The sequence below is a fragment of the Tsukamurella sp. 8F genome (genome assembly GCF_029167375.1).
Classification (GTDB): domain Bacteria; phylum Actinomycetota; class Actinomycetes; order Mycobacteriales; family Mycobacteriaceae; genus Tsukamurella.
Genome location: NZ_JARFTP010000021.1, coordinates 35500 through 49479, shown reverse-complemented (window position 1 = coordinate 49479; position 13980 = coordinate 35500). Strand labels below are relative to the sequence as shown.

Below are 13980 nucleotides of genomic sequence, written 5' to 3'. Positions count from 1 at the left end.
TCACTGTTTCGGCACGACCCGCGCCGCCCCGATGCGCCCGGTGGGGAACATCGCGTCGGTGACACGGTTCAGGGAGGCGACCGTCGGCGCCTCGCCCTTCGGCGCGGGCTGCACGGCCATGACCGCCACGATGTAGCGGTTCCCCGGCCCGACGATGGCGGTCGTATTGTGCACCCACGTACCGTCGGCCATGGGCATCCACCCCTGTTTGAACCCCGCCGTCTTCTCGCGGCTCAGTGTCTGGGGCAGGCCGAACGTCTGATTCTCGCCGTCGGTCCCGGTCGGCTGGAAGCCACGCATCGCACCGACCAGGAAGTCGCGCACCTTGGGCGACGTGCGGCGGCCGGAGACGATCTGGTTGTACAGCGATACCAGGTCGGGTGTGGTGGTGAGCGTGAGGTCCCAGCGCCCGTTCGGTCGTGTGTTGCGCAGGCCGTACCGCGCGGCGATGCGCTCGACGATCGCCTCCCCGCCGCCGCGCTGCCAGAACAGGTCGGCGGCGAGATCGTCGGAGCGCGTGACCATCAGCTTCAGCGACGCCATGTCCGAGCTGCCGAGGAAGACCCTGCCCTGTTCCCGACGGGTGAGGATGTCGTCGGCGATCATCACCTTGACCAGCGAGGCAGTCATGTACTGTCTGCCCGCATCGGCGCTGCGGGCGCTCGCGCCGGTGGTGCGGTCCAGGACCGTGATCGATGCGTCGACGCCCTCCTTCCGCGCGACCGCCTCGGCGCGACCCACCGCGGCCGCGAGTGCGCCTGGTGCGGGCCGGGCGGGTGCCGCCTCCGTGACGCCGCCGACGGTGCCGGCGAGGGCCAGCCCGGCGGCCGAAGCGATGACCAATCGACGCACCGTCGTGGTGCGGACAGAAACGGGCGAAGCGGGGCGCATGTTACGAAAGTAAAGCAATGCGTCTGATGTGACTAGTGGTGCGTCGTGTACTCCCAGCGGATCGTTACCGATCCGCGCCCGCGCGGCGGGCGGGGCAGAGACGACGCGGCGTCAGGAGATGAGAATCCAGTCGTCGGTGTGACGGTAGAACGTGGCCCGGGTCAGGACGGCGGGGTCGGTCCTGCCGTCCCGCGTGACCACGAGCTCGAGACCGCCGGTCTGCGCGGCACGGCCGGACAGCCACCGTCGTTTCAGGGGCTCCTTCACTCGCGCCCGCACGCCCGGCTCCTCGCCCGTGGTCTGTACGAGCACGGCTTTGGCCTTACCGGTGAACAGCTTCTCGGAATCGACGAACGTCTCACCGGTGATCGGGCCGCCGTCGGGCCCGGTGATCTTGGCCTGGCCGACCAGCACGGCGCCGCGGTCGTCGCGGATCAGCGGGACGGAGCGCGGAGTCCCCGTCAGCGGGTCCCCGGGGACGTAGACGGCCGCGGCACGCGAGCCGTCGACGGGGACGAAGCCCACCTCGACGTCGAGCCGCTCGGCGGCCATGAGGCGCGCGAGCACGCCCGCCAGCAGCACGTCCGGACCGGCGACGACGACCCGCTTCGGGTAGGTGAGCTTGGACTTGAGGTCCGGTTTGACGGACTCCAGGTCGACGGTGATGGTCTTCAGCTCACTCAGCGGCCCGGGTATCGGGATATCCGGGGCGCGCACCACGATGGTGCTGTCGGTCACGGCGCTCATCAGCCCTACTGTAAGGTTGCGGTACGGTCCGAGCGTATCCGAGGTGGCTACCGGGCCGGAAGGAGATCGTCTCGTGCCTGCGATCGTGCTGATCGGTGCCCAATGGGGAGATGAAGGTAAGGGTAAGGCGACCGACCTGCTCGGTGAGAAGCTTCAGTGGGTTGTCCGCTATCAGGGCGGCAACAACGCTGGTCACACCGTGGTCCTGCCCAACGGCGACAAGTTCGCGCTCCATCTGATCCCCTCGGGAATCCTCACTCCCGGCGTGAAGAACGTCATCGGTAACGGCGTCGTCGTCGACCCGTCGGTGCTGCTCGACGAACTGGACGGCTTGGAGGAGCGCGACGTCGACACATCCGGCTTGCTCATCTCGGCCGACGCGCATCTGCTGATGCCCTACCACGTGGCGATCGACAAGGTCACCGAGCGCTTCCTCGGCAACAAGAAGATCGGCACCACGGGGCGGGGCATCGGACCGTGCTACCAGGACAAGATCGCGCGCGTCGGCGTGCGTGCCGCGGACGTTCTCGACGAGAAGATGTTGGCCCAGAAGGTCGAGGCCGCGCTCGAGTTCAAGAACCAGGTGCTGTCCAAGATCTACAACCGCAAGGCGCTCGACGCGCAGCAGGTGGTCGACGAGACCATGGAGCTCGCAGACCGCTTCAAGCACCGGATCGCAGACACCCGCCTCGAGCTGAACAGGGCGCTGGAGCGCGGGGAGACCGTGCTGCTGGAGGGCTCGCAGGGCACCCTGCTGGACGTGGACCACGGCACGTATCCCTTTGTGACATCGTCGAATCCGACGTCTGGCGGCGCGGCGGTCGGGTCCGGCATCGGGCCCACCCGGATCACGACGGTGCTCGGCATCCTCAAGGCGTACACCACGCGGGTCGGCTCCGGCCCGTTCCCGACGGAACTGCACGACGAGTGGGGCGAGTACCTCGCCAAGACCGGCGGCGAGGTGGGTGTCACGACCGGCCGCGCGCGCCGGTGCGGTTGGTTCGACGCCGTGATCGCGCGCTACGCGACTCGCGTCAACGGCATCACCGACTACTTCCTGACCAAGCTCGACGTGCTGAGCTCGATGGAGAACGTTCCCATCTGCGTCGCCTACGAGATCGACGGCGTGCGCTACGACGACATGCCGATGACGCAGTCCGAGCTGCACCACGCCACCCCGGTCTACGAGACCATGCCCGGCTGGTGGGAGGACATATCGCACTGCCGCACGTTCGACGATCTGCCGAAGAACGCACAGGACTACGTGCTGCGGCTGGAGGAGCTCTCCGGCGCCCACATCTCCTGCATCGGCGTCGGGCCCGGCCGCGAGCAGACGATCGTGCGCCGCGAGATCGTCTAGCCGCTTTCGATACGCCGGCGATATGCGGGCGCTCATAGCATGGGACACATGCGTGTCTTGATCGTCGAGGACGAGCCGTACTTGGCGGATGCCGTCCGTGCCGGGTTACGGCTGGAGGCCATCGCTGCGGACATCGCGGGCGACGGGGACGCAGCGCTCGAGCTGTTGAGCGTCAACGCTTATGACATCGCGATCCTGGATCGCGACATACCCGGCCCGTCGGGGGACGAGGTCGCCGCGAGCATCGTCGCCTCGGGGGCGGGCACTCCGATCCTCATGCTGACGGCCGCCGATCGGCTCGACGACAAGGCGTCGGGGTTCGAGCTGGGCGCGGACGACTACCTGACCAAACCCTTCGAACTCCGCGAACTGGTGCTGCGGTTGCGTGCGCTGGACCGGAGGCGCGCGCACAGCCGCCCACCCGTGCGCGAGATCGCCGGCCTACGCCTTGATCCGTTCCGCCGGGAGGTCTACCGGGAAGGCCGATACATCCCGCTGACCAGGAAGCAGTTCGCGGTGCTAGAGGTCCTCGTCGATGCGGAAGGGGGAGTGATCAGCGCGGAGGAACTGCTGGAGCGTGCGTGGGACGCGAACGCCGACCCGTTCACGAACGCCGTGCGGATCACGGTCTCCGCGCTCCGCAAGCGCCTCGGCGAGCCGTGGGTGGTCGCGACGGTGCCCGGCGTCGGATACCGCATCGACGCCGTTCCAGGTGCGGGTCGTGGCTAGGGCGCCCGGACTAAGCGTCCGACTCAGACTCACCCTGAGTTACGCGGGCTTCCTCATGCTCGCCGGCACCCTCCTGCTGGCCGTGGTGTGGGTCTTCCTGCTGCGTTACGTCCCGGAGGTGATCGCAGTCCCCAACGTCGCGCGGCAGCAAGGTACCTGGCCGGCCGCTCCTCCGCCGTTCATCCCGACACGTTCGGACCTGCAGGCTGCATTCGTTCCGAAGGCGTTGTGGGCGCTGGTTCTTCTGTTGCTCTTCGGTCTCGTCGGCGGATGGATCCTGGCAGGCAGGATGCTCGCACCCCTGGTGCGGATCAGGCGGGCGACCAGGCTGGTCATGGACGGATCGCTCGCCCACCGCATCGAGATGGACGGACGTAACGACGAGTTCCGCGAGCTCGCCGACTCCTTCGACGCCATGCTGGCGCGCTTGGAAGCCCACGTCGCCGAGCAGGAAAGGTTCGCGGCCAACGCATCCCACGAACTTCGCACGCCACTCGCGATCACGAAGACGCTCCTCGACGTCGCGCGCAGCGATCCACCGCACGACAGCCGGGAACTGATCGAGCGTCTGTTCCTTGTGAACACCCGCGCGATCGAGCTGACCGAGGCGCTGCTGCTGCTCGGGCGGGCCGAGCGGTTGTCGATCACCCGGGAGGAGCTGGATCTGTCCCTGATCGTCGAGGAGGCCGTCGAGACGCTACTTCCGCTCGCCGAGCACCGCGGCCTGACGATCGACACCTCCGGCGGCGTCACACCTGCGGTCGGATCCCCAACCCTGGTGCTGCAGTTGACGATCAACCTCGTACACAACGCGATCGTCCACAACCGACCGGAGGCGGGCAGCGTCCGCGTCGACGTCCGGCCCGACGGCACGGATGCGGTGCTCACGGTGGAGAACACGGGGCCGATTCTCGACCCCCGGCTCGTCGTGACCTTGACCGAGCCGTTCCAGCGTGGCACCGGCCGGATAGCCGGCGACCAGGCCGGCGCAGGCCTCGGGCTCGCCATAGTCGACCGCATCGTCCGCACGCACGACGGGACCCTGTCGCTCACGCCCGGTGACGGCGGCGGCCTGCACGTCTCGGTGCGCCTGCCCGCCGGGCGGCGACCGTCCTGAGCACCTCTTCGGCCAGCACCTCACCCGCATCGGCAGCGCCCGCCGTGGCCGCGCGGGCCGACATCATCGCGATCCGTGCCGGGGCTGTGAGCAGCGGGATCAGGTCGGTGACGATCTTCTCGGGACTCAGGTCCGCGTCGTCGATGAGGATCCCGCCACCGGCAGCGACGACCGGCGCAGCGTTCAGGCGTTGCTCGGCGCCACGCAGCGGTAGCGGTACGTACGCGCTCGGGAGTCCGACGGCTGCGAGTTCGGCGCACGTCATGGCGCCGGAACGGCATATCGCGAAGTCGGCTGCCGCGTAGCCCCAACGCATCTCGTCCAGATACGGGACCGATACGTACGCGGAGTCCCCCTCGGGCAGCCGGACCGTTCGACCGGGGCCGGTCACATGCAGGACCTGGATGCCGGCGGAGCGCAGCGCAGCAGCCGCTCCGGATACGGCGGCGTTGATGGTCTCGGCGCCCTGGGAGCCGCCGGTCGCCAGGAGCACCGGGGCGTCGGGGCTCAGGCCGAAGTGCCGTCTGGCGTCGCGCCGAAGCGCCGTGCGGTCGAGCGCGGCGACCGTCGCGCGGAGGGGGATGCCGACGGCTCTGGCATGGATCAGCCGCACATCCGGCCCCGCCGTGAATACGTTGTCCGTGAGCCCGGCGCCGATCCGGTTCGCCCAGCCCGCGCGAGCGTTCGCCTCGTGGACGACGATCGGCAGGCGCCGAGGCCTGGCGGCGAGATACGCCGGCAGCGCGACGTATCCGCCGAATCCCACGACGATCTCCGCCCCGACCCGATCGAGCACGGCGCCCGCCGCCCGCACTGCGGCGCACAGCCTGGCAGGCGCGGTCCACAGACCGGGCCCGAGGGTCCGCGGCATCGGGGCCGGTGGGATGAGCTCCAGCGGGTAGCCGCGCTCGGGGATCAGCCGGGTATCCAGCCCGCGCACCGTTCCGAGCGCGGTGATCCGGGCCGACGGAACCACGCGCCGCACTGCGTCGGCAAGGTTCATCGCGGGTTCGATGTGCCCGGCCGAGTGCCCGCCGGCGACCACGATGCGGGGTGCGGATCCGCGCGGGGCGGTGCCGGTCATGCTGCCCGGCAGACGGCGCCGACGGCGATGGGGAAGTCGAAATACACGTCCGGGAAGGGCTCGTCGCGCAGCGTGTAGTGCCACCATTCGGTTGTGTAGCAGTCGAATCCGGTCTCGTCCATGATGGAGCGCAGGTGGGCGCGATTCTCGGCCGCGAGCGGCGTGATCCCGTCGGCACCGTGATGTGAGATCGGATCCATCAGGTCGTGGCCGCCGCCCATATCGGCGAGTTCGCCCGTATCGAGGTGATACAGAGTGAGATCCACTGTGCTGCCGCGGCTATGGCCCGATCTGGCCGCTACGTAGCCGCGATCGAACATCTCGGACCGGTCGATGTTGGGGTAGTGCCGGCTTTTCGTGCGTCCATCCTCCGGTTCGCGAGACCAGCTCATGAACCGGTCGACGGCGCACTGGGGCCGGTAGCCGTCCCACAGCAGCAGGCCGAATCCGCTTGCGGCGGCGCGGTGCCGAGCCGACCGCAGACCGCGGCACAGAGCCCGCGTCCCGACTATGCGATTCACCAGGTATCCGTCGACCGGAGTGCCGGTGAAGTTGTCCCACGTGGCGTACTTGGAGTCCCAACGGACTCCCGGGAGGTGCTCGTCGACGAATATGAACTCCGTGTTCACCGCGCCCCTCCCGATACCGCCAGGAGGATGACCCGATCCAGCACGTCGGCGAGGGGCAGGCCGGCCGCGGCCATCATGCGCGGATAGCGACTGTACGAGGTGAGCCCCGGAAGGGTGTTGACCTCGTTCAGCACGACGCACCCGTCCGTCGTGAGGAACATGTCCACGCGCGCCAGCCCCCTGCAGCCCATGGCGGCGAACACCGCACGTGCCGTCTCCTGGACGAGTGCGCGAGACCGGGCCGGGATATCGGCGGGTACGACGGGCGTCGAGTTCTCCGAGCCCGTCTCGGGGTGGTCCTCCTGATGGATTCGAAAGAACCCGTGCGACAAAGCGATACGATCCACCTCGCCGGTGATCAGACCGCGGTGGTCGCCCAGTATCGCGCAGCCGACCTCGCTTCCGATGACGGCCTCCTCGATCAGCACCTTCGGGTCGTATCGCCGCGCCGCCTCGACGGCCTCGGCCATATCCCCCTCGCAGGTCACCTTGGTGACTCCGAAGGACGAGCCCGAGCGGGCGGGCTTGACGAAGACGGGGAACGTGAGCCCCGCGGTTTCGGGGCGCTCGTCCCGGAACAGCGTGCGGAATCGGGGCGTCGAGATGCCGGCGCCGCGCGCGACGGCGTATGCGAGGGACTTGTCCATGCACACCGCCGAGCTCTGGATATCGCACCCGGCGTAGGGGATTCCCGCCAGTTCCAACAGCCCCTGCACGGCGCCGTCCTCGCCGAGCCGACCGTGCAGGACCGGCAGTACGACGTCGAGCTCGATCACGTGGGATCGGTCGCCCGCCTGCACGAGCAGGCCCCGTGTGCGCCGGTCGGGCGACAGCACAGCGGGGGAGCTCGCGTCGTCGTCCCAGTCGCCGTCCGGGCCTGCGCAGAGGCGCCATTCGCCCGACCGCGTGATGCCGATCCAGACGGGCTCGTACCTCTCGGCATCGAGGTTCCGCGCGACCTCGCGCGCGGATTTCACCGACACCGGATGTTCCTCGGACGACCCGCCGAAGAGGATGCCCACCCGTAGGCGTGTCATGCGGGCCTCCGTCCCTCGAACTCCAGGCAATCGAGGAGGCTCTTCTCGGCGATGTCGTGGAGCGCGCGATCGGTGAAGTAGGCCCTGTGCGGGCTGATGATCGCGTTGGGTGCCTCCTGCAGCCGTAGCAGCGCGGGGTTGCGCACCGGGCGTCCGCTGCAATCCGCGTAGAAGATCCCGTCCTCCCCTTCGATCACGTCGAGGGCGACCCCGCCCAGGTGGCCGCTGTCGAGGGCCGCGACCATCGCCTCCGTGTCGACGAGCCCACCTCGAGCGGTATTGACGATGATCGAGCCCCTCTTCATCCGGGAGATGCGGTGACGATCGAGCAGATGACGGGTCTTCGTGCTGAGCGGAATGTGAAGCGTGACGACGTCGGCCTGTCGGAGCAGCCCGTCGAGCCCGTCCGTCGGCCGCGCTGTCGCGCCTCGGGCGTCGAAGGTCATCACCCGGCAGCCGAATCCGGCGAGCCTGTCGACGACCGCCGATCCGGTACGACCCGTCCCGATGACGCCGACCGTGAGGTCGCGCAGTTCGCGTCCGTGCACGTCGCCCAGCCGGTAGTCGTGGGCATCCGTCCGGCGGACAACGGATTTCGCGTCCCGCAGCGACATCAGTACGAGCATCAGCGTGTAGTCCGCGACGCTGCCGGGGGAGTAGACGACGTTGCCGACGGTCACGCCCACACTCGCCGCGTACTCCACGTCGATGTGATCGAGTCCCACGCTGCGCGTCGAGACGTACCGCACACCGATGCGGCTCAGGGCGAGCAGAGCGGGGTTCGGGACCGGCGCCTTGTGGCCTACGCTGACGCATCGATTTCCGAAGGCCAGCAACGCATTCCTTTCGGACAGCACCTCGTCGGTGACGGTGAGCCGGAGCCCGTGGTGGTGCGCCACTCTGCGCAGCACCGCCGCCTCGTCGTCGCCGCAGCCGAAGATCGTGACACCGGTCGACGCACGTGAGCGTGATTCGACCGCGGTCGGCGCCGGAGCAGATGACGTCGCGGTGCGCAATGATTCGTTCTCGGTCATGGCCACAGTCAAGGCCGAACGCTGTTGTCGGCGTGTATGCGATTCCGCATACACGCGCGATACACGCCGAACCCCCGCTCGGTCGGGCGGCCGTGCAGAGCGCCGGCCGACCGGCTAGGCGTCTCGGTACAGCCCCAGCACCGCGCCGGACCGACCAGCCGAACACCTCCGGGTAGAAGCGCAGGGCGTCGTCGACGTCGGGGGCGTGAGCCGGGTCCAGCCGGGCCCGTTCGGGGTGATCGACGTGAGCTCCACGCCTCGAGTGTGCTTGTCGTCAGCGGAAGGTGGGGTCTTTCGCGCGGACGTCGCGGACCTCGGCCATCGTGGGCGCGTAGGCGCCGTCGCGGCTCACGGTGAGTGCCGACGTGATCACGGCCCGGTGCAGGGCCGGCTGCACGTCGGTCCACGTCGTGGCGCTCAGCCGGCGCCCCGCGTGTCGCGATCCCAGGTAGCCGGTGTCCAGCAGCCCGGACACTAGCCCTGCCATGAACGAGTCCCCCGCCCCGACGGTATCGCCCACCTCGACGGTCAGCTGGTCCACGTGCAGCATGTCCCGATTCCCGGACAACAGCGCATAGGCGCCCCACGGCCCGCGGGTGACCACGACCATCGCCGGCCCGGATGCGAGCCAACGCCGCATCACGTTCTCGACCGGCTCGTCGGGATACAGCCAGGTCAGGTCCTCGTCACTGGCCTTCACCAGGTCCGCGAGCCCGACGATCTGCTCGATCCGCGACCGCACGGTCTCGGGCGTCCCCATCAGGGCGGGCCGGATGTTGGGGTCGTAGGACACCGTCGCGTGGTCTCGGATGCGCTGGACGATGTCGAGCACACCGTCGGCGCCGGGCGCGAGGGTCGCCGCGAAGCTGCCCGTGTGCAGGTGGTTGTACCGCTCCAGCCCGCCGGCGGGCGGCACCTCCCACGTGAGATCGAAGTCGTATACGGCGCGGCCCTCCTCGTCGACGTGCGCGCGTGCGAGCGGGGTACGCGGGGCACCGTCGGTGCCCGGCACGACCTCGAGTCCCGCCCGCTCCGCGCTCGCCGCGATCCGCGCGCCCCGCTGGTCGCGGCCCCACCAGGACAGGATCGACGCCGGGTCGCCCAGCGCGGCGAGCCCACACGCGACGTTGAACAGGCTGCCTCCGACGTGCTCTTCCACGGGCCTCCCGGGCCGCATCACGGCGTCGATCAGAGCCTCCCCGAGGCACAGCGTGCGGCCCGGCATCAGGCCCCCTTCGCCAGTCGCGTCGTACCCGATTCCACGAGACCCAACTTCTCCTCCATCTCCTCGAGCGGCACGCCCTTGGTCTCCGGCATGACCCGCAGCACCCAGAACAGCTGGCCGATCATCGCGACGAAGAAGATGAGGAACGCGACGCCCCCGCCGAGCGCGCCGATGATCGGCGGGAACGCGAACGTCGTGATCGCCGCGAATACCCAGTGTGTCAGGCTACCGAGCGATTGCCCGCGCCCGCGGATGCGGTTGGGGAAGATCTCGGAGATGAACACCCAGATCACGGCGCCCTGTCCGAACGCGTGCGCCGCGATGAACACCATCAGCCCGGCGAGGACCAGCACGGACGACGTCGACGTGAAGCCGCCCGCCGCATTCTCGTAGTAGAACATGACGGCCGTGAGGAAGCCGAGCGAGACGAGATAGCCGATCGATCCGACGAGCATGAGGCGCCGCCGCCCCAGGCGGTCGATGACGCTCAGCGCGGCCATCGTCGCGATCAGGTTCATGGCGCCCACCGCTATCGACATCAGATACGCCGCGTTATCGGACGCGCCGGCGTCCTGCATCACCCGCGGCGCGTAGTAGAGGATCGCGTTGATCCCGGACATCTGGTTGAAGAACGCTATCGCGACCGCAAGCAGGATCACCCGCATGTGGCGTCGCGTGAAGAAGGGCACGCTGGGCGCGTTCGCGGCCGCCGCGAGCGAGTCACGGATCTCCGCGAGCTGCGCATCCGATTCCGGGCGCGTGGCGCACAGGCGCTCGGAGGTCCGCGCGGCCTTCTCCCAGCGGCCGTTCGCGGCGAGCCAGCGCGGCGTCTCGGGGACCGTCGTGAGCAGGAGAAGGAAGATCGCCGACGGTACGACCATCACGCCCAGCATCCAGCGCCAGGCATGGTCACCGTCGGCGACAGCCCGGATGATCGCGTTCGACGCGTACGCCACGAGGATGCCGAGAACGATGTTGAACTGTACGAGCCCCACCAGCTTGCCGCGCTGTGCAGGCGGCGCGACCTCGGCGGTGTAGATCGGCGCGCACACGCTGGACGCGCCCACGCCGAGGCCGCCGAGGAACCGGAACAGCATGAGTAGCGCCGGGTTCGGCGCGAACGCCGAACCCAGCGCTCCGATCACGTACAGCGCTCCGACCACGTACAGCACCTTCTTGCGGCCGTACCTGTCCGCGGGTGTGCCGGCGGACAGCGCCCCGACGATGGTGCCGATCAGCGCCGTGGTCACGACGAAGCCGAGGGCCGCATCGCTGAGCCCGAACTGCTCCTGGATCTGTTTCTCGGCACCGGAGATGACCGCCGTATCGAAGCCGAACACGAGCCCGCCGACGGACGCGACGACGGCGCTACGGATCACGAGAGCCTTCATGCGGCAACGGTATTCCGGCCCCGGGTGCCCGCTCAGGGTTTCCGGTGGAACGATCGCAACCCCAAGCGATCGGGCATCGCATCCCACGCCCGGAGTGAGGCTCGGCCGGGTATCGGCGTGAAGTTTGCGATGATGGTGTGCATGACGAACCTCGCGAGCGGTATCGGGCGGCCTCGGATCGGGACGGCGCTGACGCCGGGCGCGACGCGGGTGCTGCTGCTCGGGGCGGGGGAACTCGGCAAGGAGGTGGTGATCGCGTTCCAGCGCCTCGGCGTGGAGACGATCGCCGTCGACCGCTACGAGAACGCCCCCGCGATGCAGGTCGCCCACCGCAGCCACGTGATCGACCTGACCGATCCCGCCGCGATCCGCGCGGTCATCGATGAGGAGAAGCCCGACCTCGTCATCCCCGAGATCGAGGCGATCGCCACCGATGCGCTGGCAGGCGTCGAGGCCGACGGCGTCGCCGAGGTGATCCCCACCGCCCGGGCCGTGCGGCTGACGATGGACCGCGAGGGCATCCGCAAGCTCGCGTCCGAGGAACTCGGTCTGCCGTGCTCGCCTTACCGGTTCGCGTCCGACGCCCAGGAGCTCGCCGCCGGTGCCCGGGAGGTCGGTTTCCCGTGTGTGGTCAAGCCCGTCGTCTCCAGCTCCGGCAAGGGCCAGACGGTGGTGCGCGGCCCTGCCGATCTGGCGGCCGCGTGGGATACCGCGGTGAACGGCGCGCGCGTGCCGGGCGACCGCGTGATCGTCGAGGGCTTCGTCGACTTCGACTACGAGATCACTCTGCTCACCGTCCGTGTGTACGACGCACAGGTCGGCCGCGTCGTGACCAAGTTCTGCGAGCCCATCGGCCACCGCCAGGAGGGCGGCGACTACGTGGAGTCCTGGCAGCCGCAGCCCATGAGCCAGAACGCCTATGACGCTGCCACGTCCGTGGCGGGCCGCATCGTGACCGCGCTGGGCGACGGTGGTACCGGTGGGCGCGGAGTGTTCGGCGTCGAGTTGTTCGTGAAGGGCGACGACGTCTACTTCTCCGAGGTCTCGCCGCGGCCGCACGACACGGGTCTGGTGACCCTCGGCTCGCAGCGCCTCTCCGAGTTCGAGCTTCATGCCCGCGCCGTCCTCGGTCTGCCCGTCGACACGTCGCTCATGTCGCCGGCCGCATCCGCTGTCGTCTACGGAACGGGGAACAGCTCGTCCGTGGCGTTCGACGGCGTCGCCGATGCGATGGCGGTGCCCGAGAGCGAACTCCGTCTGTTCGGGAAGCCCGAGGGCTACGCGCGCCGCAGGTTGGGAGTGGCCGTCGCGACAGCCGACACGATCGAGGTCGCACGGCGTAACGCCGTGGAGGCCGCGTCCCGCGTGCGCGTCGTCGACTCGTCCGCGCCCGTCGCTGCACCCGAGGAGGCCGAGACCACCGCGGTTCCGGTCCAGACCCGCGACGAGGACCCCGCTACGCGCGCCATGCCGCTGCCTCCGCAGCGCCCGGTCACGCGCGGGGGTCTGCCGGGGCCCGTCGGGCAGCCGGGTGGTGCGCCGGAGCACGCACACGGCCCGACGGCACCGGGCCGTCCGATCCCGTCCGTCCCGCCGCAGGGACCCCCTCCTGGGCCGGCGCAGGGCCGCCCGCCGGTACCGCCGCGCGGCCCGGGGCGCCCCGGGCGGCCTCCGTCGGGTGCCGGACCGCAGGGGCCGGGGCCGCAGGGCTCCGGACCGCAGGGCTCCGGCCGGCCGGCCGGGCCCGTGCCCCAGGGCGGGCGTGGGCCTCGCGGCGGGGAGGGACCGCAGGGGTCGGAGCAACCGGGCGGCGAGCGGTCTCCGCGCACACCCGGGCAGGGGCTGGCGGGCATCGCGGTGGACACGTCATCGACTCATCCCGCGCGCCCGGTCCAGCTGCAGCCGGCGCCCCGCCCGCCGATGAACCCGCCTGCGGAGCCGGAGATTCCGGCGGAGAACAACCCGCCGACAACTCTGGGCATGGCGCCGCGGCGCCCGACCCGCGAGCAGTGAGTCAGCCGCGCTCCATCCAGTAGGCCTGCGACTTCACATGGGTCTTGGGCAGGACGGCCTGCCGTTTCGCCGCTTTTACCGACTCGCGTGTCGCGCGGGCCTCGGCGGCGACCCAGACGAACGCGTCGGCGGGGACCTTCGCGGCCTCGACGGCGGCGACCAGTCCGGCGCCGCGGTCGGTGCGGGCGACCCACGTGACGTCGTCGCCCCGGACCGGCAGGGTCCGCTCGTCGTCGTGCTGGTATTCGAGGAAGATGCGCGCCGGTGCGTTCGCGTGATCCAGCAGCGAGTTCATCGCGGGCAACGAGGCGGCGTCTCCGACCAGGACGTACTCCGACGGTGGGGACTCGGGGAAAGCGAACTTCGATCCCATCAGGGTCGCGCCGATGGTGTCGCCCGGCTGCGCGTCGGCGGCCCACCGGGGTGCAGGGCCGTCGTGCATCGCGAATTCGATCGTGAACGCGTCGCCGTCCGGGTCGACGATGGTGTAGCCGCGCTGGACCAGCGTGCCGTCGTCGTCGCCCGGCGTGGCCTCGCCACTCTTCGGGATCCACAGGCGCACCCACATCGTGGGATACCAGGGGTGCGCGGCCAGGAAGCCGCCGCCCGTGAATCGCACCCGGTGGAAGTGCTCGTTCACCTTCTCTGTGTCCCGGACAGTGAAGACGTAGTCGTCGGCGCGTAGCGCCTTGAGGATCAATCCCTGTACTCCGCGTCCCATGT

13 protein-coding genes are annotated in these 13980 nt (G+C 69.7%); 4 read left to right on the top strand and 9 right to left on the bottom strand.

The features are described from left to right. Nucleotides 1-891 carry a serine hydrolase gene (locus P0W64_RS15985; protein ID WP_275481145.1) on the bottom strand — a complete coding sequence of 297 codons (891 nt, stop codon included), beginning with the start codon at nt 889-891 and terminating at the stop codon, nt 1-3. Between the two features lie 111 nt (nt 892-1002). Beyond that, a complete protein-coding gene (locus P0W64_RS15980) occupies nt 1003-1638 on the bottom strand; it encodes a hypothetical protein (protein WP_275481144.1) in 636 nt (211 codons plus the stop codon). 73 nt (nt 1639-1711) lie between these two features. Here P0W64_RS15980 and P0W64_RS15975 point away from each other — a divergent pair, with 73 nt between their 5' ends. Genes P0W64_RS15975 through P0W64_RS15965 form a run of 3 tightly spaced genes read left to right on the top strand, consistent with a single transcriptional unit; the run spans nt 1712 to nt 4844 of the window. Beyond that, complete coding sequence (locus tag P0W64_RS15975; protein ID WP_275481143.1) at nt 1712-2998, top strand: adenylosuccinate synthase; 1287 nt, start codon at nt 1712-1714, stop codon at nt 2996-2998. Between the two features lie 48 nt (nt 2999-3046). Further along, the gene (locus P0W64_RS15970; protein ID WP_275481142.1) at nt 3047-3727 is read left to right on the top strand and encodes a response regulator transcription factor; all 681 of its coding nucleotides are present in this window, start codon (nt 3047-3049) and stop codon (nt 3725-3727) included. Then, nucleotides 3720-4844 carry a HAMP domain-containing sensor histidine kinase gene (locus P0W64_RS15965; protein WP_275481141.1) on the top strand — a complete coding sequence of 375 codons (1125 nt, stop codon included), beginning with the start codon at nt 3720-3722 and terminating at the stop codon, nt 4842-4844. The genes P0W64_RS15970 and P0W64_RS15965 overlap by 8 nt, the downstream gene beginning before the upstream one ends. Here P0W64_RS15965 and P0W64_RS15960 read toward each other — a convergent pair. From P0W64_RS15960 to P0W64_RS15935, 6 genes are all read right to left on the bottom strand, one after another. Further along, on the bottom strand, nt 4777-5928 hold the full coding sequence (locus tag P0W64_RS15960; protein WP_275481140.1) for a UDP-N-acetylglucosamine--N-acetylmuramyl-(pentapeptide) pyrophosphoryl-undecaprenol N-acetylglucosamine transferase: 1152 nt from the start codon (nt 5926-5928) through the stop codon (nt 4777-4779). The genes P0W64_RS15965 and P0W64_RS15960 overlap by 68 nt on opposite strands. Beyond that, nucleotides 5925-6557, bottom strand: coding sequence for a D-Ala-D-Ala dipeptidase VanX (gene vanX, locus P0W64_RS15955; RefSeq protein ID WP_275481139.1), 633 nt, complete (start codon nt 6555-6557; stop codon nt 5925-5927). Before vanX ends, P0W64_RS15960 begins: the two co-directional genes overlap by 4 nt. After that, on the bottom strand, nt 6554-7594 hold the full coding sequence (gene vanA / locus P0W64_RS15950; RefSeq protein ID WP_275481138.1) for a D-alanine--(R)-lactate ligase: 1041 nt from the start codon (nt 7592-7594) through the stop codon (nt 6554-6556). The genes vanX and vanA overlap by 4 nt, the downstream gene beginning before the upstream one ends. Continuing rightward, nucleotides 7591-8628, bottom strand: coding sequence for an NAD(P)-dependent oxidoreductase (locus P0W64_RS15945; protein WP_275481137.1), 1038 nt, complete (start codon nt 8626-8628; stop codon nt 7591-7593). The genes vanA and P0W64_RS15945 overlap by 4 nt, the downstream gene beginning before the upstream one ends. A gap of 274 nt (nt 8629-8902) precedes the next feature. Next, a complete protein-coding gene (locus tag P0W64_RS15940; protein ID WP_275481136.1) occupies nt 8903-9853 on the bottom strand; it encodes a PfkB family carbohydrate kinase in 951 nt (316 codons plus the stop codon). Further along, nucleotides 9853-11244 (bottom strand): sugar porter family MFS transporter, encoded by a 1392-nt coding sequence (locus P0W64_RS15935; RefSeq protein WP_275481135.1) that lies wholly within the window; start codon nt 11242-11244, stop codon nt 9853-9855. The genes P0W64_RS15940 and P0W64_RS15935 overlap by 1 nt, the downstream gene beginning before the upstream one ends. A 141-nt stretch (nt 11245-11385) precedes the next feature. On the opposite strand from P0W64_RS15935, the gene purT reads away from it, so the two are divergent. Beyond that, on the top strand, nt 11386-13257 hold the full coding sequence (purT, locus tag P0W64_RS15930; RefSeq protein WP_275481134.1) for a formate-dependent phosphoribosylglycinamide formyltransferase: 1872 nt from the start codon (nt 11386-11388) through the stop codon (nt 13255-13257). Nucleotide 13258: 1 nt separating this feature from the next. On the opposite strand, the gene P0W64_RS15925 is transcribed toward purT, so the two are convergent. Then, complete coding sequence (locus tag P0W64_RS15925) at nt 13259-13978, bottom strand: siderophore-interacting protein (RefSeq protein WP_275481133.1); 720 nt, start codon at nt 13976-13978, stop codon at nt 13259-13261. Between the last annotated feature and the right edge of the window lie 2 nt (nt 13979-13980).